An 18,688-nucleotide genomic window follows, 5' to 3' on the forward strand; every position below is an offset into this window, starting at 1 on the left:
GGCGCCCGGGCGATGGAATCAGCCGCGACGGGGGTACTCTCCGATTGGCATAGGCTCCGCATCCGCGTGTCCGGCCAAGGTGTCGGGCTCGAGTAACGTCGAGGTGATGTCGCATGACGATGCTACCGATCCACGCTCGTCCACTGCTTGCCGTCGGGGGAAGGTGTGGCCGCCGCCTGCTCGCAGCGGCATTCCTGCCGGTCGGCCTGTTGGCTCTCGCCTCGGTTCCCCACGGCTGCGTTCTCGCCCAGCCGGACGACTACGCTGCGGCCCGCATCCGCATGGTCCAGCTGCAGCTCGAGGGCGCCGGGCGCGACGTCCGCGATCCGCGGGTGCTCCAGGCGATGGCGGAGGTGCCTCGGCACGAATTCGTGCCTCCGCCACTGCGGGAATACGCCTATAGCGACAGCGCGCTGCCCATCGGCTTCGGACAGACCATCTCCCAACCCTATGTCGTCGCCTTCATGACCGAGCGGCTGGAACCCAAACCCTCCGACAGGGTGCTGGAAATCGGCACCGGTTCGGGTTACCAGGCGGCGGTGCTCTCGAAGTTGGTGGCCGAGGTTTACACCATCGAGATCGTCGAGCCGCTGGGACGAAGGGCCGAGGCCGACCTTCGGCGTCTGGGCTTCGACAATGTGCGGGTCCGGATCGGAGACGGCTACCGGGGCTGGCCGGAAGCCGCGCCTTTCGATGCGATCATCCTGACCAGTGCGGTGAGCGAGGTGCCACAGCCCCTCATCGGACAGCTCAAAGACGGTGGCCGTCTGATCGCCCCCCTTGGCCCGTCGTCTTACCAGGAGCTGTATCTGCTGAAAAAGCGCGGCGAGAAACTGGAACGGCAGGCGATCCTGCCCGTCCGGTTCGTCCCCATGACTGGCGAGGTCTTGAAGGGGACGCCTCCGTGATGCGGCATCGAGCGCTGAGGATGCACGAAGTACGTCGATTGGGTCTGCCTTCCGCCAGCTTGCTGGTGGTGGCCAGCATGGTCGGTTCCGGTGTTTTCACCACCGGTGGCTTCCTGCTGGAGGCGTTGCGGTCGCCTTGGCTGGTCTTGCTGGCCTGGCTGGCCGGCGGAGCGATCGCCGCCTGCGGCGCCCTGAGTTACGGCGCGCTGGCGCAGCGTTTCCCGGAATCGGGGGGAGAATATCTGTTTCTGTCCCGTACCCTGCATCCCGCCGCCGGCAATGTGGCCGGTTGGGTGTCCGTGGTGGTGGGTTTTTCCGCGCCCATGGCTGCCGCCGCCTACGGTTTCGGTGAGTACCTGGCGCCCTGGATGCCCTGGCACGCGCCTCAACTCACCGGAACGCTGCTGCTGGCCGCGTTCGCCTTGCTCCACGGCGCACACGGTCCAGCGGGTGCCTGGGTGCAGAACTTCGCCGTCGTGTTCAAGCTTGCGCTCATGGCGGGTTTCGTCGTGCTGGCATGGCCGCGACTGGCCCTTGAAACGGGCGCCGCGGCGCGCGGCGAGTGGGGAGGCTTCGGCGCTTTTTTTTCTGCGCTCATCTGGGTATCGTTCAGCTATTCCGGCTGGAACGCCGCCGTCTACCTCGGCGGCGAAGTGCGCGATCCCGAACGCAACCTGCCGCGGGCGTTGCTGCTGGGCACCGGCCTGGTCACCGTGCTTTATCTGGCGCTGAATACTGCCTTCATGTTTTCTGCCGCTCCCGAGGCGCTGGCGGGCAAGGCGGACATCGGCCGCGCCGCGGCGCTCGCCCTGGGCGGCTCCGTCTGGGCGGATTTCATGACCCTGCTGGTGGCTTTCGCCTTGTCCCTCTCGGTCTCGGCCATGATGATGGCCGGCCCCCGCGTCAGTGCGTGCATGGCGCGGGACGGCCATCTGCCACCCTGGCTGTCGCTGCATGAAGATGGTACGCCCCGACGGGCGACCTTCCTTCAATGCGCTCTGTCTTTGCTGCTGCTGTGGAGCGCGGGCTTCAAGGACTTGCTGACCTACACCGGTTTTACCCTCGGGTTGAGCACTGCGGCGACGGTCTGCGGCCTGATCCGGCTCCGGCTCAAGGAAGGCGATGCCTGTCCCGTCATCGGCTGGCCCTGGGCGCCGCTGATCTACCTGCTGGCGGTCCTCGCCATGACCGCCGCCGCCTTGGTCCGCCAGCCCCAGGCCGCCCTCGTAGGTCTGGCCACGTTGCCGGCGGTGTGGGTGCTTCGGCGCATCGGTGCGAGCTGGTCTGGAAATGCCCGTTCCGAAACCCGGTAGATCGGTCCGGTCGACGGACTTCCCGGCCGGGAATGGCGCCTCGAAACCAAAAAAATCGCGTAGCCGCGGAAAGACATGCCGAAAAGACCACACCCACCGCACGCAGGCGGGTGACCGGCCCGAGCATTGCGCGCCTTTCCTCGCGCGGTGCCGGACATGGTTTGCGCGGCGCAAACGCCCCTGCCGGCCGAACCCGGCCAGCGCCACCCGCATCGTCGGTGGCGCGGCGCGGTGGGTCACCAGCGGACCGCGTAGTTCATGATGTCGATGTTCTTCTTGAAAATCTCGAGGGCGAAAGGCTGGGCGAGTTGGTAGAGATCCAGGATGGAATAATCGATGCCCGGTCGCGCGCCGCCCTTCTTCAGGCTTTCTTCCACGTTCCTGGCGATGACCAGCAGCAGGTCGTCCAGATTTTCCGGGGCCAAGGTTTCGATGTCTCGCAGCAGCTGATCACTCATGGTGGTTCCCCTCGAAAAAGCGTCGTCGGGATTCGCAGACCGGTGTTCATCCGATCAGGTGGTGTTTCCCTTCGACCCGTACCGAGCTGGCCTGGGGGCCTTCCTCGCCCGTTTCTTCGGCGAAGCGCACTGCAGTGCCGACGGTCAGCCGGTCGAAGTCAGAATTCACCACGCTGTGCCGGTGAAAATAGATTTCCCGGCCTTCCGGCGTCTCGATGATGCCGAAGTCTTCCGCCGGGATCAGCCGGGAAATCCGGCCGTGCACCTGTACCTCGTGCGTCTTGACCTGGGAGCGCTGGCGCCGTTCCAGGTCTTCCAACTGCCTGCGCGCCGCGTCGAAGGCGTCCCGGATCGCGACATAGGCGTCCTCGTGGGCATGATCGAGCCCCGGGTCCCGGCTGACCGCGAGTTCATGGCCGGGCACGGTGAGATCGATCCGCACGTGGTAGACGTTGCCCTGATGGTGGTGCTTGTGGGATGCCTCGACCATGACCCGGCAGCTCATGATCCCGTCGTAGAACGAATCCAGCTTCTCGATCCGCTCCAGGATGTTCCGTTCCATCGCCTCGGAGGGCGACATGTTTCGAAACGTGATCTGCGGCGACAGTCTCATTGCCTTCCCCTCGCTCATCTCGGCCCGATGATCAACGATAGACCTTTTCGGTCCGCGTCGATAGGGCTTGTCTCCCCGAGTCCGGGGCGCGTTGGCTTCAAGGCGCCTCGCGCTGTTTCATCAGGGCCAGCACGTAGGCCACGGCAGATCTTGGGGGCTTGATTCCATGGCGGACGCGCAGCTGGCGGACGGCCTCTTCCAGTGTCTCAGGGCGGGGTTGCATGGCAGCGATGAAACCGCTCAGATCCTCGGTGAGTGCCCAGGGATAGATGAGCCAGCGCCAGGAGACGATTCGCCGGCCGTAGTAGTCTGGCACGAGGGGGGACACCTTTTTGTGATGGAGTACCGCAATCTTGATGTCCAGCGGCCCGCAGCATCGAAGCTGCTCCAGGGCCAGTCGGAGGGTGTCGCCGGTGTCGCTGCAATCGTCGGTCAGCAGCACTTTGAGGCCGCGAACGTTCGCGGGAGGCGGCGAATGACAGCGCGCCGTTTCGTTTTTGCGTGCTCCCCCCTCGTAGTGGCCGATACGGATACTCTGGAGATCGTACACGCCCAGGGCATCGCACAGGAGCCGCGCCGGTACGTAACCGCCTCGGGCGATGGCCACCACGGCGTCGGGCCGGTAGCCGGACGCGCGGATGTTCTCGGCCAAGCGCCGGGACAACCGGCACACCTGGCTCCAGGTCACCAGCTCGCCGCGGAGGAAGGGATCGCTCATGGTCGGAGGCCCACCCATCATTTCAGGCATCGGGACGATTCAGCGGCGCCAGGATACGCGCAGCAGCGCCTCCTCGTCGGTGTAGCGTGACTCCAGCTCGCCCTGGTAGGCGTGCCGCAGTGCTTCCGCGGTGCCATGGGTGAGATGTTTGTCGGTAAAGGTGATGACGGTACGGTCGTCCTCCTCCTCGATGGTCATGATCCGCTCCAGCGGGTGCTCGGCACGGGCAGCGGCTTCGGTGTTCCGAACGAGGTTGAGGATTTCCGGGCGGTGGGCGCCGAAGAAAGGACCGCTCAGCGTCAGCTCGCCGGCTGGCAGACGATCGCGTATCCGTTGGCACGCGGGACAAAGGTGCCGTTCGGCATCCGGCACAGCCGCTCCCCACCGCCAGCGTCCCTGCCGGAAGACGGCACCGCATTCGGGGCACACCGTCGGTTCCGGCCATTTGCCGCGAGCGCGGTAGGGATCCTCCACATGCTCTTCGAACATGCTGTCCCTGCGCGGTTGGTGCGCGGGGTCGAGTCGTTTGCCGGGTCCGGTCATGGGGTCACCTCGCATGGCTCAATGGGCAGTGGTCCGGACCGCATCATCGGTCCCCCTCACGCGCCCGTCAAGCCATGCCGGCAGGTGTCGCCGCGCTTTCCGGCGGTTCCGGACCGTCGTCCGCTAGCTGACCTCGTCGATCCATGCCATCTGGATCGCTTCCAGAATTTTCTCGTTGCATCGGTCGGCGCTGTCGGCGAAGCCGTCGAGCGCCGTGATCCATGCCAGCAGATCGGTGAAGCGTACGTACCGCGGGTCGACGTCCGAGTGCTTGTCGGCGAGGGCGGCGGCAATGTCGTAGGTGTCGTTCCATTTCATGGGCGGGTCCCGGAGTTTCTTCTGAAGAGGCAATGCCATCGATGGAGCAAATTCGCGGCCAGGCGTTTCCGTCCCGCGGATATCCCATGGGCTGACCTGCCTGGTTTGTCGTAAAGATGACAAAGCCCTACGAAACGGAGGGGCATGTGCAATTCCCGACAAGGCGGGGGCGGGCGGTCGCTGCGTGGGGTGCTGCAATGACCCAAGGTTGACGGGGGAAGGGCCCCGGTTTGCCATTGGCATGCGTTGTGCCTGAAGCTGGCTAAAACCCTCGAGGGAACCTTAGGCGTGAACGACTACCTGATGCTGCTGCTCGGCACGGCCCTGGTCAACAACGTGGTGCTGGTCAAGTTCCTGGGACTGTGCCCTTTCATGGGGGTGTCCAGGAAGCTCGATTCCGCCGTCGGCATGGGATTCGCGACGACCTTCGTGCTGACCCTGACCGCGGTGGCGAGCTGGCTCATCGAGCATTTCGTCCTGATGCCGCTGGGCATCGGCTTCCTGCGCATCCTCTCGTTCATCCTGGTGATCGCAGCGGTGGTCCAGTTCACCGAGATGGTGGTGAAGAAGACCAGCCCGGTGCTGTATCAGGTGCTGGGCATCTTCCTGCCGCTGATCACCACCAACTGCGCGGTGCTGGGAGTGGCGCTGCTGAACATCCAGCAGGAATACGATTTCATTCACAGCGCGCTGTTCGGTTTCGGTTCGGCGCTGGGGTTCACCCTGGTCATGGTGATCTTCGCCGGCATCCGAGAGCGGCTGGCCCTGATGAGCGTGCCCGAGGCATTCACCGGCCCGCCCATTGCCTTCATCACCGCGGGCATCCTCTCCCTGGCGTTCATGGGGTTCGCAGGATTGGCCACGCATTGAACCGACACCCGAAGGAGAGTCTATGTACATTCTGTTCGCCATCATCAGCCTCACCGGCATGGGGCTCGTGCTCGGGTTTCTGCTCGGTGCCGCGGCGCGTTATCTGAAAGTGGAAGAAAATCCGCTGATCGACGAAATCGAGGCCATGATGCCGGGGTCGCAATGCGGCCAGTGCGGGTATCCCGGTTGCCGCCCGGCGGCCGAGGCTCTGGTGGCGGGCGAGGCACCGGTAACCCTGTGTCCCCCAGGCGGGCGGGCGCTGGCCGAGCAGTTGGCCAGCAAGCTGGCGGTCGACCTGGATCTGTCCGAGGTGGAGGATCAGGTGCCGATGGTGGCGCGGGTGGACGAATCCACCTGCATCGGCTGCGCCCGCTGCTACAAGGTCTGTCCGACCGATGCCCTGGTGGGCGCGCCCAAGCAGATCCATGCCGTCATCGCCGATGCCTGTACTGCCTGCGGCAAGTGCGTGGACGTCTGCCCGACCGAGTGCCTGCGGCTCCATCCCGTCAAGGTGACGCTGCGTAATTGGCGCTGGCCCAGTCCGGACATGGTTCCGGCGAAGGCGGCTTGATCATGGCGGCGCTCAGCTTCTTCCCGTTCGGAGTCGCCGGCAGGATTCGCGGCGGCGTCCATCCGGAGCCGCGTAAGGAGTCCACCGCCGATCGTCCCATCGAAACCGCGTTTCCACTGCCGGAGCGGCTCTATCTGTCGCTGCAGCAGCATGCCGGCCAGCCCGCCGAACCCGTGGTCCGGGTGGGTGACAAAGTGCTCAAGGGCCAACTGTTGGCGGCGGGACAGGGCGCGATTTCGGCACCGGTGCACGCGCCGACCTCGGGCGTGGTGACGGACATCCTGGAGTATCCCGCGGCCCATCCGTCCGCCTTGCCGACCCCGACGCTGCTGCTCGAACCCGATGGGGAGGATCGCTGGATAGAGACACGGGGGAGCGCCGATCCGTTCGGTCTGCCTCCCGAGGAAATCAGCGCCCGGGTCGGTGCGGCCGGGGTGGTGGGCATGGGCGGGGCGGCTTTTCCTTCCGCCGTGAAACTGAACCTGGGGCGCAAGACCCGGATCCAGACACTGTTGATCAATGGGGGCGAGTGCGAGCCCTATCTCACCTGCGACGACCGGCTGATGCGCGAGCGGGCGGCGGACGTCGTCGACGGCATCCTCATCATGCTGCACGGGCTGGAATGCGACCAGGCGATCGTCGGCATCGAGGACAACAAGCCCGAGGCCTTCGCCGCGATGTCGGCCGCCGCGGTGCCGCATGGCGGCAGGGTACAGGTGCGGCAGGTGCCTTCGCTTTACCCGATGGGCTGGGACAAGCAGCTCATCCGCTATTTCACCGGCAAGGAGGTGCCGGCCGGCGGGCGTTCCGCCGACATCGGCGTCCTGATGCACAACGTCGCCACGGCCTATGCGGTGCAGCAGGCGGTGCGGCACGGCCGACCGCTGGTCAGCCGTATCGTCACGGTCAGCGGTCTGGCGGTGAGCGCGCCGCGCAACGTCGAGGCACCGATCGGGACGCTCTTGGCCGACCTGCTGGCGTTCTGCGGCCATCGTCCCGAGGATACCGCGAGCTACGTCATGGGCGGTCCCATGATGGGCGATTTTCTCCCGCATCCCAGGGTGCCGCTGGTCAAGGGCGCCTGCGGCATCCTGGCGCTGTCGCGGCGGGAGGTGGCCGCGTCCGACGCCAAGGCCTGTATCCGCTGCGCGCGCTGCGTGAGCGCCTGTCCTGCGGGACTCCTGCCGCTGGAGATGGTGGCGCGGATCCGGGCCGGACAACTGGAGTCCGCGATTGGTTATGGCCTGAAGGACTGCATCAGTTGTGGGTCCTGCTCCTATGTCTGTCCTTCGGAAATCCCGCTCGTACACTATTTCAAGTACGCCAGCGGCGAGCTCGTGGCGCGGGAACAGATGAAGCATCGGACCGAGCAGACCAAGCGCCTGGCGGAGGAACGGCAGGCACGGTTCGAGCGCCAGAAGCGGGAGCAAGCGGCGCTGGCCGCCCAGCGCAAGGCACAGGCGCAGCGCAAGACGGAGGAGGCCGCATGAGTCTGTCGCTGTCGAGCGCGCCCTTCACCCGTTCAGACAGCCAGGTCCAGGGGATAATGGCGGCGGTGGTTCTGGCGCTGGTGCCGGCCACCGTGTTCGGTGTGGTGATCTTCGGCTGGCCCGCGTTTTTCCTGTGGACGGTGACCGTCCTCTCGGCTCTGGTGTTCGAGGCGGCTTGTCTCACCCTGGCGGGCAAACCGGTCAAGGCGGTTCTACTGGATGGCTCCGCCCTGCTGAGCGGTTGGCTGGTGGCCATGACGCTGCCGCCCTGGGCACCGTGGTGGATCGGCGTGGTGGGTGCCGGGATCGCCATCGTGGTCGGCAAACAGGTGTTCGGCGGTCTCGGCCAGAACCCGTTCAATCCGGCGATGCTGGCGCGTGTGGCCCTTCTGGTGGCGTTCCCCCTGGAAATGACCACCTGGGCGCTGCCTTCGCTGCCGTTTTCCTCGTCCGCGCCGGGACTGTCCGACGGCCTGGCCATCACCTTCGCCGGCGCGTCTGCGGTGGACGGCATGACCGGACCGACGCTGATCGGCAACTGGAAGACCGAACTTTCCCAGGGGCGGGGATTGAGCGAATCGCTGGTTTCCGGCCATTACAACGTAGTGGCTTCGCTGCTCGGCTGGAAGGCGGGCAGCCTGGGCGAGACCTCCTCCCTGCTGGTGGCCCTGGGCGGACTCTGGCTGCTGAAGAAAAAGATCATCGGCTGGCACATCCCCGTGTCGCTGTTGGCGACGGTGGCGGTCTTGGCCTCGGTCTTCGCCCTGATCGATGGTGAGCGCTACGCCGGCCCCGTCTTCCATCTGACTTCCGGCGCCGTGATGCTGGCGGCGTTCTTCATCGCCACCGATTACGTCACTTCCCCCAGCAGCCCGGCCGGCCAGTTGATTTTCGGCGCGGGTTGCGGTCTGTTCATCTTCGTCATCCGCACCTGGGGAGCTTACCCGGAAGGCGCCGGGTTCTCGGTGTTGCTGATGAACGCGCTGACGCCGGTCATCGACCATTACGTGCGGCCGCGCGTCTACGGACGCGATCTCAAAGGCCGGCCGCTGGACCTGCCGGGAGGGCGGCGGTGAGCAGCATGATGCCCAGGAATCTGCGGGGGGAAGCCATCAGCCGGTGGGTGCGGCTGCGGCAGCGGTTCGACGACATGGAGACTCTGCGCCAGCGGCTGGACTACCAGACCGGGCTGCTGGCCGCCGCCGGACTGCTGGCCAGTCTGCTCCTGGGGGTGGGAGACCTGGCCACCCAGGGAGCCATCGAGCAGCGCCAGGCCGAGGACCTGCTGGCGACGTTGGAACAGGTGCTGCCTCCCGATCTGCACGACAACGATCTGCTGCACGACGTGAAAACAGTGTCCGACACCGGGCTGGGCGAGACTCGGGTGTATCTGGCGCGTAAGGACGGCGAGGTCACCGCCGTTGCCTTCAGACTGTCGGCCACCGGCGGCTATTCCGGCCCGATCGTCCTGGTCATGGGGGTGAAGGCCGACGGTACGGTGCTGGGGGTGCGGGTGGTGGCCCATGCCGAAACCCCCGGGCTGGGCGACAAGATCGAAATCGCCAAGTCGGACTGGATCCTGTCCTTCTCCGGCCGTTCGCTGGACAACACCCCGGACGAGCGTTGGCGGGTCAAGAAGGATGGCGGTGATTTCGACCAGTTCGCCGGCGCCACCATCACCCCGCGCGCGGTGGTGGGCGGGGTGTTCAGGGGCCTTGAGTTCTTCCGGCGGCACCGCACCGGGCTGATGTCGGCCGCAACAGGAGGTCAACGATGAATCCGGACTTTCGCAAAATCACCCGCGACGGCTTGTGGGACAACAACATCGTCTTCAGTCAGAGCATCGGTCTGTGTCCGCTGCTGGCCGTCACCGGCACCGCCACCAATGGGCTCGGCATGGGGCTGGCCACCCTGGCGGTCATGGTCGTATGCAACGTTCTGGTTTCCTGGGTACGGGTATTGATCCCCTCCGAGATCCGCATCCCGGTGTTCGTGGTGCTCATCGCCATGGTGGTGACGTTGGTGGACATGATGATGAATGCCTGGTTGCACGAGATGCACAAGGTGCTGGGCCTGTTCATCCCCCTGATCGTGACCAACTGTGCCATCCTGGGGCGGGTCGAGGCCTATGCTTCGCGCCATCCCGTGGCGCATGCGGCGATGGACGGGCTGATGATGGGACTGGGTTTCACCCTGGCTCTGGTGGTGCTGGGGGCGGCCCGGGAAGCGCTCGGCGCCGGCACATTGTTCGCCAGTGCGCGCCTTTTGATGGGCGACTCGTTCGCCTGGCTGGAAACGACGCTCATTCACGGCTACCGCGGCTTTCTGCTGATGGCGCTGCCGCCGGGCGGCTTCCTCATGCTCGGTTTCCTCCTGGCGGGGAAGAAACTGATCGACAAGCGGTTGGCCGTCCGCCAGCGCCGGTCGATCGCGGTGGGCGAAACGCTGGTGGAGACTTGAAGGAGGACGGCATGAACGTGGGCGTGTGCTACGCGGACGCCGACCGCCAGCTGTGGCTCCGGATGGAAATGCCGGACGATAGCACGGTCGAACAGGCCATCCGCTATTCCGGCATTCTGGAACGGTTTCCGGAGATCGATCTGAGCGTACAGAAAGTCGGAATCTTCGGCAAACTGGTGAAACTCGACGCGCCGGTGAAGGAAGGCGACCGCATCGAGATATACCGGCCCATCACAGCCGATCCCAAGACGGTGCGGCGTCGCAAGATCGCTTCGGACGACGATGACGACGACGATTGATGCCGATGTCCGGCGCCGCGGCGAGGCCGTCTGCGCAAGGCTCCTGGACGAAATCGAGAAGTTGGGTATCGCCCCGGGCCGGCTCGCGCGGCTGCCCGTCTATGACCAGGCGGAGTTCGAATCCAGCCGGGACCCCTACAGCGGCGAAGAGACCCTCTGCGGCCGTTGGCGTGACGCCCGCGGTCATGGCATCGGGCAGATGAAATTCCATGGCGACGGCTCGTTCTACGCTGAATTCGACGTCGTCCTGCCTCACCCTACCGATCCGCATTGGTTTGTGGAGGGGGTGACGGTCTGGGGACGCGGCGATGTGATCAAGAGCGAGGCGAGGCTGCTGGAGGCTCCGAGGGAGTGATCCACCCCTATCGTGAAGCCGGGGTTCCCGTCAGTCCGTTTCGACGGCGACCGGTTCCTCCAGCCAGCCGCCGCCGAACGCCCGGTATAACGACACCAGTGCGACCAGCGCGGTGGTCCGGGCTTTGACGGCTTCGCCCAGGACGGACAGTTTCGAAGCTTTCGAGTCCAGCACCGCAAGGTAATTCGCCGCTCCCCGCCGATACAGCGCTTCGGTCGAGTGCCGGGCATGTTCCGCGGCGGCTTCGGCGTCCGCCAGATGGAGGCAGCGCTGGTTCGCCGTCCGGTGGGCGAGGAAGGCGTTTTCCACGTCTTCCAGCGCCTGCAGAAAGGTCTTTTCGTAATTCGCGGCCACCTGGTCGAGCCTTGCGTCGGCGGCGGCGATCTGGGCGCGGATGCGTCCTGCGTTGAAAATCGGTGCAGTGAGGCCCGCGCCGAGGGCGTAGACGCTTTCGGCCAGGCTGGGGAACCCGCCGACCGCCAGGGCCCCGAAGCCGCCGCTGGCCGAGAGCACCAGTTTCGGCAGCAAGTCCGCACGGGCCGCCCCCAGGCCGGCCGCCGCGGCGATGACTTCGGCCTGGGCCTGGCGAAGGTCGGGGCGTTGCGCGAGCAGGCTGGACGGCAACAGCTTGGGGATGATGGGGGTCGATGCCGGCAACGGCCGGGGTTCGGCCAGGCGGGCCTGCAGCGTCTGCGGCGGCTGACCGGTCAGCACGCTCAGGCGCTGGATCAGGCGGATGGCGGTTTCGTTCAGTGCCGGCAGGGCCGCTTCCGCGCTTTGTAACAGTGCTTCCTGTCCGGCGACGGCGGCTTCCTCGGCGAGACCGGCGCGGTAGAAGGCCCTCAAGGTTTTCAGCCGCTCGCGCTGCACCTCGAGATTGTCTTCGAACAGGGCCGTCTGCCGCTGCACGCCGCGCAGTTCCAGATAATTCGTGGCCACTTGCGCCAGCAGGCCGACCTGAGCCGCGTGCAGCGTTTCTTCCACGCCCAGCGCCTGTGCCGCCGCCGCTTCCGCTTCCAGGTGACGCTGGCCGAAGATGTCCAGCTCCCAGCGCGCAGAGAGTCCGCCGGTCACCATGTCGGCGGTGGGGGTGATCAGCTGATAGCCCTGTTTTCCCGGCACGGCGATGATGCGGTCGATCCGCTTTTCACGTCCGCCGGAAGTGAAGAAATCGAGGCTGGGATAAAGTGCGGATTCGGCGACGACGACCGTGGCCGCGGCTTCCCGGACCCTCGCCTGGGCACTCCGGAGGTCCGGGTTGGCGGCCAGCGCACGGTCGATCAGGTCGTCCAGAACCGGATCATCGAATTTCCGCCACCACTGCTTCAGGATGGCGGGGGCCGATACCGGCGTCTGGGGCGCCTGAGCCCAGTTTTCGGGGGCCGCCGGCGCCGGCGGGAGAGCGACCCGGGTCGGCGTGCAGCCGCACAGGAGAGTTGCGGCCAGCGTACCGGCCAATGCCTGACGGAACGGTCTCATGCGCGCCCTCCTGGATGAGTCCCTTCGGGTAGCCTCCGGCTGTCCGAATCCGCTTCCGACGAACTTGTCATGCCGCCCCCTCACGCCGTTCGACTTTGAACCAGGCCGCATACAGCGCCGGCAGGAAGAATACCGTCAGCAGGGTGGCGACCGTGAGCCCGCCCATGATGGCTATCGCCTGCGGGGCGAAAAAATCGTTGGTGGACAGCGGGATCATGGCGAGGATCGCCGCCGCCGCCGTGAGCATGATCGGCCGGAAACGGCGGACCGTGGATTCGACGATGGCGCGGCGGGTGTCGAGGCCGGCTTTTTCGTCCTGTTCGATCTGGTCGACTAGGATGACCGAATTGCGCATGATCATGCCGGCCAAGGCGATGATCCCGAGCAGCGCCACGAATCCAAACGGCGCCCGGAACAGGAGGAGGGCGAAGGCGGCGCCGATCACGCCCAGGGGCGCCGTGACGAAGACCAGAAAGGTCCGGGACAGATTCTGCAGCTGCATCATCAACAGCAAGAGCGTGGTCACGAGCACCAAGGGAATCCAGACCAGGATCGATTTCTGTGCGGTCCACGCGTCCTCCCGGGCGGCGCCGGTTTCGACGAAATAGCCGGGCGGGAGTTCATCGATGATGGGCTTGAGCGCCGGTTCTATTTCCGCCGCGACGTCGGGCGCCAGCATGCCGTCCGTCACGTCGGCGCGCACCGAGATGGCGGGAAAACGGTTGCGTCGCCAGCGCACGCCGTCCTCGAACACGGTCTCGAACCGCACCAGTTGGGACAGCGGTACGGGTAGGCCGCTGCCGGTGGGTACGGCGAGGTCGGGCAGGCCGGCGGGGTCCGTGCGCAATCGGGTCTGGGCGCGCCAGACGATGTCGATGAGCTTGTTGCTTTCGCGGAGCTGCCCTACCGTCAGCCCGCTGTAATGAGCCTGCAGGGCGCGGGCGAGAGAGGCGGTGCTGACACCCAGGGCCCGCGCCTTGTCCTGGTCCAGCGCCAGCCGTAACGAAGGAATCCGTTCGTGCCAGTCGTCGTTCACGTCCACCGTATGCGGGTTGGCACGCACGACTGCCGCTACCCGGTCGGCGATGCCGCGGACGACGCCGGGGTCTTCGCCGAACACCCGGAACACCACGGGATAATCCATCGGCGGGCCGACATTGAGCCGCATGGCGCGCCCCCGCACTTCCGGAAAATCCGCGGCGAGCGCCTCGCGGATCCGTCGCATGACGCGTTCGCGGGCGCCGTTGTCTCCCGTCATCACCACGAATTCGGCGAGGTTGGCATTGGCGAGCTGTTGCACGATGAGCAGGAAGAAACGCGGGCTGCCGCCGCCGATGTAGGTCGCGTAACTCAACACGTCCGGGTCATGGGCCAGGACCGACTCCATGCGCTTGGCGGCGGCTTCGGTCTGGGCGAAGCTGCTTCCTTCGGGCAGCCACAGGTCGATCACGACCTCCGGCCGGTTCGACAGCGGAAAAAACTGCTCGGGTACCCGGCTCAAGGTCGCGATGCCGACGACGAACAGCGCGACCGTCGCCAGGATCACCTTGCCGCGGTGCTCGACGCAGGCCGCCACCCATCCACGCAGACGGTCGTAGAACGGGGTGTCGTAGATCTCGTGAGCCGATCCGGCGCCTTTCGGTCTGAGCGCCAAGAACCCCAGGTAAGGCGTGAAGATCACTGCGCCGAACCAGGACGATACGAGTGAGAGCCCCACCACCTGGAAGATCGCCTGCGTGTACTCGCCCGCCTGGGAGCGGGCCAGACCCACCGGCAGGAAGCCGGCGATGGTGATCAGGGTGCCTGTGAGCATCGGAAAGGCGGTGGCGCGGTAGGCGAAAGTGGCGGCCTGCAGCCGGTCCCAGCCTTCCTCGAGCTTACGGGCCATCATTTCGATGGCGATCATGGCATCGTCCACCAGCAGACCCAGCGCCAGGATCAGCGCTCCCAGAGAGATGCGGTGCAGGGCGATGCCGGCCACCAGCATGCCGAGCAGGGTGGCGGCCAGCACGAGGGGCACCGTGAGCGCAACGACTGCGCCTGCCCGAATCCCCAGGCTCAGGAAGCTGACCAGGAGCACCGCCGCCAGCGCTTCGAAGAATGTGCGCTTGAATTCGCCGATGGAGCGGCGGACGACCTGGGCCTGGTCGGCGACCTTTTCCACCGTGATGCCAATCGGCAGCTCGCGTTCGATGCGCCCCAGCGTGGCGTCCACGGCCTTTCCCAGCGCCAGCACATCGCCCTTCCGGTTCATGGCGATGCCCAGCCCGATCACATCCTTGCCGTTGAAACGCATCCGGAATTCCGGCGGGTCGACATAGCCGCGCCTGACCTCGGCGAAGTCGCTGACCCTAAAGGTCCGGCCGCCGATGCGCACCGAGAGATTCGCCACGTTCTCCACCGAGTCGAAAGTTCCGGTGATCCGCACTGGCAAAGCGCCAGCCCCGGTGTCGACCGCTCCAGCCGGCGCCATGGCGTTCTGCGTCTGCAGGGCGGCGGCGACTTCGGTGGCGTCCAGTCCCAGGCGGGCCATCTTCTTGTCGGAGAATTCGATGTAGACTTTCTCCTCCTGGGCCCCGATGAGATCGGCCTTTTCCACGTCCTTGACCCGCAGAATCTGCTGTCGGACCGCTTCCACCCGGTCCTTGAGCCGGGCGTAGTCGAAGTCCTCGCCGGAAAAGGCGTAGATCAGGCTGTAGGTGTCGCCGAATTCGTCGTTGAAGAAGGGGCCGATGACTCCCTGCGGCAGCGTCATCCGGATGTCGCCGACTTTCTTGCGGACCTGGTACCAGATGTCGGCGACTTCTTCCGGGGAGGTGTCCTCCCGCGGCACCACGAAGATCAGCGATTCTCCCGGCTTGGAGTAGCTGCGCAGGTAGTCGAGATCCGGCAGCTCCTGGAGCTTTTTTTCGAGGCGGTCGGTGAGCTGCTCTTCCACCTCCCGCGCCGTCGCCCCTGGATACAGGGTCTTCACCACCATCAGGCGGAAGGTGAATTCTGGATCCTCCCGCTGTTCCAGCCGGAAATAGGCGAAAAGTCCCCCCAGCAGGACGAGCGTGATGAGGAAGCCGGTGAAGGCGCGGTGTTCCAGCGCCCATTGGCTCAGATTGAAACCTTTCATGGACGGCCGGCCGGGTCGGGGATGATACGTACTTTCTGGCCCTCGGTCAGGCGCTGTACGCCGGCACTCACCACCAGTTGGCCAGGCGCCACGCCTTCGACCGAAACGCGTTCCGCGCCCGTGACTTCGTTCAGCCGGACGGGCACCGACTTGACGGTGAGCCGTGCTTCGTCCACCAGCCAGACGCGAGGCGGAGCGGGCTGCTGCTGGGGACTGAACACGGCCGAAAGGGGGATCGTCGCCCGTTCCGTGCCGACGGCGTCGATCCAGAGGGTCGCTGTCATGCCGAGACGGACGGTCTCCTGGCCTTCGAGCAGCGTGGCCCGTACCCGGTAGGTTCGGCTCGCAGGGTCCGCCGCCGCGGCGATCTCACGGAGGCGCGCCTTGAGCCGCCGTCCGTCGGCCCAGAGCGTGACCGCTGCTTCCTGGCCCGGCTGGAGCAGGCCGACGCGGTGCTCGGGGACATCGACGCTGATCTCCGGTTCGTCGAGCCGGGCCAGCGTGAGCACCGGCTGGCCGGCGGCCAGCACCTGGCCGGTTTCCGCCGAGACCGCGGTCACCACGCCGCCCCGGTCGGCGCGCAGCGCCGTATAGTCCACCCGGTTGGCCGCCTCGGTCGCCTGAGCCTCGAGCGCGGTCACACGCTCTTTCGCGGCGGTATAGGCGGTACGGCGGCGATCGAATTCGGGAGGGCTGACGACCCGCTGTTCCAGGAGTTCACGATATCGCTGAAGGTCCTCGCGGGAGAATTCCAATTCTGCCCTGGCGGCCGCCAGCTGGGCTTTGGCTGACTGCACGGCCAGTTCGTAATCGGCGGGGTCCAGGGCGGCCAGCAGCTGGCCTTTCTGGACCCGGTCGCCCAGCTCGACCGGACGGGAAGCCAGTTTTCCGGGGACCCGGAAAGACAGGGTGGTTTCGTGGCGGGCCCGGATCTCGCCGGCGAAGCTCATGCCGGCGGAACCGGTTTCTGCGGCGACCCGGAAGGTGGCGACCGGCCGGGTTTGCTCCGCGCCGCCGCGGCTGTCGGAACAGGCCGCGAGCGCAAGGATCACGAGAATGGCGGTGAGGACGAAGATTCCCGGTTTCCACGGGAGGGTGGCGTAGGTCATAGCGGTTCCCTGGCCCTGGTGGCGGAAGCGACCCAGCGAGGTCCTCCGCGGGCGTAAAGTCCTGAAGGTCGGACGGCATGGCCCGCAAGGCGGGCGAGGCATTTCATAACGTTTTTTCCCTGTTCATGGCAAGGGAAAATCACGTGGGAAAGCATCGACCGAATGCCAGAAGCAATCGCGGGGGGCCTTTGAACCGGATCTTCCTGCGCAGCAGTGCGCCGAAGAGGCTGACTTCTCCCGCCAGGAAGCCGAGCCAGGTCTTGCCATCGGCCGTGATCCGGAAATCGGGCCGGCCATGGAGCCCCTCCCTTACCGCGAGCGTCCGGTCCCTGATCACGACCGTGACGCCGAGCGTTTCCTCGCCAGTGAAGCTGAAATGGTAGGTCGCGTGCAGACCCGAGGCCCGCCCGCGCTGGAACACCAGCGGCAGTCCGCTCAGGAAGGTCCGTATCGAAGTGGGCCGGAGCGTGTTTCGCACCCGTTTGGCGGATTTATGCGGAAAACGGCGGCGGACGTGATCTTCCGCATCGGAACCGGCGATCACGTACACCGTTTCGGATTTGTCCTGCAGCGGGCGCATCACTTCGGCGATGAAGCGTCTCCGGTCCTCCAGGAATGGCCGCACCACGTCCTCCCCCGCCGGGCACACCGACAGGCAATAGGCAGCCTTGTAGTTCGCCCCGAAGGAGAGGCTCTGCCACAGGGACACCGATTCGGCGTAGCCGATCTTTTTCCGGTAATCCGACGCGCTGGTGCTGGCCGCGACCGTTTCTGCCCAGTCGCTGAAGCCTCCCATGAATTCGCGGTAGTTATGGGTGTAACAAGCGGAAAAATCGAAATGGCCATCCATCCCGATCGCTCCTGTCGGACAGGCTCCCACACAAAGTTTACATTCCAGACAGGGATTGTAGTCGATGGGGCGGGAGTCATTATCGATCCTGGCATCCAGGACCACGGTGCCGAGCAGGATGAAACTGCCGAATACCGGATGAATGATGTTCCGGTGCAATCCCATCCGGCCCAGTCCCGCGGCTTCGGCCACCGGTTTGTGGGAAATCACCCACATCCGTGCCGGCCACCGGTCCGCTTCCATGGGGAAGCCGACGGCGGTATGGGCCGCACGGATGCCGTGCCTTTCCAGGGTCTGGACGATCCGCCGGCCGGTCTGGTTGACTGCATCCGCCGACTGGTGGAATTCGAGATTGGCGATCGAACGGCTGGGAGTCCGGAGGTTTTCACGGTTCATGCGGCAGACGAAACTGAGCAGGGTTTTCGCGTAGGGGAATGCCTGCAGGATGTCGTCCCGCTGGGAGGCCATTTCCGCCCGTTCAAGGCCGACGCATCCGACGTCGTTGGCCCCTGCCTCCAGGGCGATCTTGCGCAGCCAGGCCGCTTCGAGCACTGGTGTTTCCGTGGGGTGGTGCGGAGACTCGTCCAGAATGCGCCTCACCGTGGGATGGTTTCTCAGGTATTTCGTATCCGTATGGTTCATGGAAATCGACCTCCGCCGTAGAGCCGGAATAAAAGTGTATATGCACCTAATAGGGCGAAAGATTTCACCGTGGCAGGGTTGCGTCGACCAGGGTCGCCATGTTTTCCCGCAGGGCTTGCAGCCGGTCGGCTCCGAGTTTCGCCGCCAGCCGGTCCTGGGCCTGCTGCCAGAGCGGGTAGGCCTGCCGCAGGACGGTGACCCCTCGTTCCGTGATCACGACCCGCCGGGTCCGGCGGTCCGCGCCCGGCACCACGGCCACGAGACCCTGTTTTTCCAGCACGTTCAGATTGCGGGTCAGCGTCGTCCGATCCATCACCGCCATTTCGGCCAGCCGACTCACCGTTACCGGGCCGGCGATTTTTGCCGCTGCCAGGAGGGAAAACTGGGTGCCCCGAAGGCCTGCGGGACGCAGGGCATCGTCATAGTGCTGGCCAACCGCGCGCATGGCCTTGCGCAGGTTGAATCCCGTGCAGTCCATGCACGTACGGTAGTCCGGTTCGTGTTCGGCCGAGGTTTCCGAGGGAGTCACGATCTTGCGCTATGGAGTCGTCGATGATTGTGAGTATATACA

20 protein-coding genes are annotated in these 18,688 nt (G+C 65.6%); 10 read left to right on the forward strand and 10 right to left on the reverse strand.

The genetic code is table 11. The features are described from left to right. Positions 1–113 precede the first annotated feature (113 nt). Both ACSHWJ_RS13240 and ACSHWJ_RS13245 read left to right on the forward strand, forming a co-directional pair. A complete protein-coding gene (locus tag ACSHWJ_RS13240; protein WP_256996559.1) occupies positions 114–908 on the forward strand; it encodes a protein-L-isoaspartate(D-aspartate) O-methyltransferase in 795 nt (264 codons plus the stop codon). Positions 909–928: 20 nt separating this feature from the next. Beyond that, the gene (locus ACSHWJ_RS13245) at positions 929–2,221 is read left to right on the forward strand and encodes an APC family permease (RefSeq protein WP_218798373.1); all 1,293 of its coding nucleotides are present in this window, start codon (positions 929–931) and stop codon (positions 2,219–2,221) included. 236 nt (positions 2,222–2,457) lie between these two features. On the opposite strand, the gene ACSHWJ_RS13250 is transcribed toward ACSHWJ_RS13245, so the two are convergent. From ACSHWJ_RS13250 to iscX, 5 genes are all read right to left on the reverse strand, one after another. Further along, positions 2,458–2,679, reverse strand: a complete 222-nt coding sequence (locus tag ACSHWJ_RS13250) for a hypothetical protein (RefSeq protein ID WP_010962028.1) — start codon at positions 2,677–2,679, stop codon at positions 2,458–2,460. Between the two features lie 46 nt (positions 2,680–2,725). Beyond that, positions 2,726–3,292 carry an HPF/RaiA family ribosome-associated protein gene (locus ACSHWJ_RS13255; protein ID WP_218798372.1) on the reverse strand — a complete coding sequence of 189 codons (567 nt, stop codon included), beginning with the start codon at positions 3,290–3,292 and terminating at the stop codon, positions 2,726–2,728. Positions 3,293–3,389: 97 nt separating this feature from the next. Beyond that, the gene (locus ACSHWJ_RS13260; RefSeq protein WP_256996558.1) at positions 3,390–4,010 is read right to left on the reverse strand and encodes a phosphoribosyltransferase; all 621 of its coding nucleotides are present in this window, start codon (positions 4,008–4,010) and stop codon (positions 3,390–3,392) included. A 39-nt stretch (positions 4,011–4,049) separates the two neighbouring features. Further along, on the reverse strand, positions 4,050–4,499 hold the full coding sequence (locus ACSHWJ_RS13265; protein WP_249385205.1) for a BCAM0308 family protein: 450 nt from the start codon (positions 4,497–4,499) through the stop codon (positions 4,050–4,052). Between the two features lie 177 nt (positions 4,500–4,676). Next, on the reverse strand, positions 4,677–4,871 hold the full coding sequence (gene iscX, locus ACSHWJ_RS13270; protein WP_218798369.1) for a Fe-S cluster assembly protein IscX: 195 nt from the start codon (positions 4,869–4,871) through the stop codon (positions 4,677–4,679). A gap of 288 nt (positions 4,872–5,159) precedes the next feature. Between iscX and rsxA the strand changes: the two genes are divergently transcribed. From rsxA to ACSHWJ_RS13310, 8 genes are read left to right on the forward strand one after another with little or no spacing between them, the layout of a single operon-like run. Beyond that, positions 5,160–5,741 (forward strand): electron transport complex subunit RsxA, encoded by a 582-nt coding sequence (rsxA, locus tag ACSHWJ_RS13275; RefSeq protein WP_010962023.1) that lies wholly within the window; start codon positions 5,160–5,162, stop codon positions 5,739–5,741. Positions 5,742–5,763: 22 nt separating this feature from the next. Then, positions 5,764–6,312: an electron transport complex subunit RsxB gene (gene rsxB, locus ACSHWJ_RS13280; protein WP_010962022.1), complete on the forward strand. Its 549-nt coding sequence runs from the start codon at positions 5,764–5,766 to the stop codon at positions 6,310–6,312. 2 nt (positions 6,313–6,314) lie between these two features. Then, entirely contained in the window at positions 6,315–7,802 is a 1,488-nt protein-coding gene (gene rsxC, locus ACSHWJ_RS13285; RefSeq protein ID WP_218798368.1) for an electron transport complex subunit RsxC, read from the forward strand. Next, positions 7,799–8,878, forward strand: a complete 1,080-nt coding sequence (locus tag ACSHWJ_RS13290) for an RnfABCDGE type electron transport complex subunit D (protein ID WP_010962020.1) — start codon at positions 7,799–7,801, stop codon at positions 8,876–8,878. The genes rsxC and ACSHWJ_RS13290 overlap by 4 nt, the downstream gene beginning before the upstream one ends. A gap of 5 nt (positions 8,879–8,883) precedes the next feature. Beyond that, complete coding sequence (gene rsxG, locus ACSHWJ_RS13295; RefSeq protein ID WP_432539926.1) at positions 8,884–9,579, forward strand: electron transport complex subunit RsxG; 696 nt, start codon at positions 8,884–8,886, stop codon at positions 9,577–9,579. Further along, positions 9,576–10,262: an electron transport complex subunit E gene (locus tag ACSHWJ_RS13300; protein ID WP_218798367.1), complete on the forward strand. Its 687-nt coding sequence runs from the start codon at positions 9,576–9,578 to the stop codon at positions 10,260–10,262. Before rsxG ends, ACSHWJ_RS13300 begins: the two co-directional genes overlap by 4 nt. An 11-nt stretch (positions 10,263–10,273) precedes the next feature. Beyond that, entirely contained in the window at positions 10,274–10,561 is a 288-nt protein-coding gene (locus ACSHWJ_RS13305) for an RnfH family protein (protein WP_010962017.1), read from the forward strand. Continuing rightward, the gene (locus ACSHWJ_RS13310; RefSeq protein WP_218798366.1) at positions 10,545–10,916 is read left to right on the forward strand and encodes a hypothetical protein; all 372 of its coding nucleotides are present in this window, start codon (positions 10,545–10,547) and stop codon (positions 10,914–10,916) included. Before ACSHWJ_RS13305 ends, ACSHWJ_RS13310 begins: the two co-directional genes overlap by 17 nt. A 30-nt stretch (positions 10,917–10,946) precedes the next feature. Here the strand turns inward: ACSHWJ_RS13310 and ACSHWJ_RS13315 are convergent, their stop codons facing one another. From ACSHWJ_RS13315 to ACSHWJ_RS13335, 5 genes are all read right to left on the reverse strand, one after another. Further along, complete coding sequence (locus tag ACSHWJ_RS13315) at positions 10,947–12,395, reverse strand: efflux transporter outer membrane subunit (protein ID WP_218798365.1); 1,449 nt, start codon at positions 12,393–12,395, stop codon at positions 10,947–10,949. Positions 12,396–12,462: 67 nt separating this feature from the next. After that, positions 12,463–15,516 carry an efflux RND transporter permease subunit gene (locus ACSHWJ_RS13320; protein WP_282213160.1) on the reverse strand — a complete coding sequence of 1,018 codons (3,054 nt, stop codon included), beginning with the start codon at positions 15,514–15,516 and terminating at the stop codon, positions 12,463–12,465. Then, complete coding sequence (locus ACSHWJ_RS13325; protein WP_282213161.1) at positions 15,513–16,625, reverse strand: efflux RND transporter periplasmic adaptor subunit; 1,113 nt, start codon at positions 16,623–16,625, stop codon at positions 15,513–15,515. Before ACSHWJ_RS13325 ends, ACSHWJ_RS13320 begins: the two co-directional genes overlap by 4 nt. A 139-nt stretch (positions 16,626–16,764) precedes the next feature. After that, the gene (locus ACSHWJ_RS13330) at positions 16,765–18,117 is read right to left on the reverse strand and encodes an SCP2 sterol-binding domain-containing protein (protein ID WP_282213162.1); all 1,353 of its coding nucleotides are present in this window, start codon (positions 18,115–18,117) and stop codon (positions 16,765–16,767) included. A gap of 64 nt (positions 18,118–18,181) precedes the next feature. Then, positions 18,182–18,646: a MarR family winged helix-turn-helix transcriptional regulator gene (locus ACSHWJ_RS13335; RefSeq protein WP_228370223.1), complete on the reverse strand. Its 465-nt coding sequence runs from the start codon at positions 18,644–18,646 to the stop codon at positions 18,182–18,184. Between the last annotated feature and the right edge of the window lie 42 nt (positions 18,647–18,688).

The sequence above is a fragment of the Methylococcus sp. S1M genome (assembly GCF_051295855.1).
Classification (GTDB): domain Bacteria; phylum Pseudomonadota; class Gammaproteobacteria; order Methylococcales; family Methylococcaceae; genus Methylococcus; species Methylococcus capsulatus.

Excerpts from the sequence above, each read along its gene's own strand:
- ACSHWJ_RS13240 (WP_256996559.1), top strand. The coding sequence starts at position 114 with ATGACGATGCTACCGATCCACGCTCGTCCACTGCTTGCCGTCGGGGGA.
- ACSHWJ_RS13245 (WP_218798373.1), top strand. The coding sequence starts at position 929 with ATGCACGAAGTACGTCGATTGGGTCTGCCTTCCGCCAGCTTGCTGGTG.
- ACSHWJ_RS13250 (WP_010962028.1), bottom strand. The coding sequence starts at position 2,679 with ATGAGTGATCAGCTGCTGCGAGACATCGAAACCTTGGCCCCGGAAAAT.
- ACSHWJ_RS13255 (WP_218798372.1), bottom strand. The coding sequence starts at position 3,292 with ATGAGACTGTCGCCGCAGATCACGTTTCGAAACATGTCGCCCTCCGAG.
- ACSHWJ_RS13260 (WP_256996558.1), bottom strand. The coding sequence starts at position 4,010 with ATGAGCGATCCCTTCCTCCGCGGCGAGCTGGTGACCTGGAGCCAGGTG.
- ACSHWJ_RS13265 (WP_249385205.1), bottom strand. The coding sequence starts at position 4,499 with ATGTTCGAAGAGCATGTGGAGGATCCCTACCGCGCTCGCGGCAAATGG.
- iscX (WP_218798369.1), bottom strand. The coding sequence starts at position 4,871 with ATGAAATGGAACGACACCTACGACATTGCCGCCGCCCTCGCCGACAAG.
- rsxB (WP_010962022.1), top strand. The coding sequence starts at position 5,764 with ATGTACATTCTGTTCGCCATCATCAGCCTCACCGGCATGGGGCTCGTG.
- rsxC (WP_218798368.1), top strand. The coding sequence starts at position 6,315 with ATGGCGGCGCTCAGCTTCTTCCCGTTCGGAGTCGCCGGCAGGATTCGC.
- ACSHWJ_RS13290 (WP_010962020.1), top strand. The coding sequence starts at position 7,799 with ATGAGTCTGTCGCTGTCGAGCGCGCCCTTCACCCGTTCAGACAGCCAG.
- rsxG (WP_432539926.1), top strand. The coding sequence starts at position 8,884 with ATGATGCCCAGGAATCTGCGGGGGGAAGCCATCAGCCGGTGGGTGCGG.
- ACSHWJ_RS13300 (WP_218798367.1), top strand. The coding sequence starts at position 9,576 with ATGAATCCGGACTTTCGCAAAATCACCCGCGACGGCTTGTGGGACAAC.
- ACSHWJ_RS13305 (WP_010962017.1), top strand. The coding sequence starts at position 10,274 with ATGAACGTGGGCGTGTGCTACGCGGACGCCGACCGCCAGCTGTGGCTC.
- ACSHWJ_RS13310 (WP_218798366.1), top strand. The coding sequence starts at position 10,545 with ATGACGACGACGATTGATGCCGATGTCCGGCGCCGCGGCGAGGCCGTC.
- ACSHWJ_RS13315 (WP_218798365.1), bottom strand. The coding sequence starts at position 12,395 with ATGAGACCGTTCCGTCAGGCATTGGCCGGTACGCTGGCCGCAACTCTC.
- ACSHWJ_RS13320 (WP_282213160.1), bottom strand. The coding sequence starts at position 15,516 with ATGAAAGGTTTCAATCTGAGCCAATGGGCGCTGGAACACCGCGCCTTC.
- ACSHWJ_RS13325 (WP_282213161.1), bottom strand. The coding sequence starts at position 16,625 with ATGACCTACGCCACCCTCCCGTGGAAACCGGGAATCTTCGTCCTCACC.
- ACSHWJ_RS13330 (WP_282213162.1), bottom strand. The coding sequence starts at position 18,117 with ATGAACCATACGGATACGAAATACCTGAGAAACCATCCCACGGTGAGG.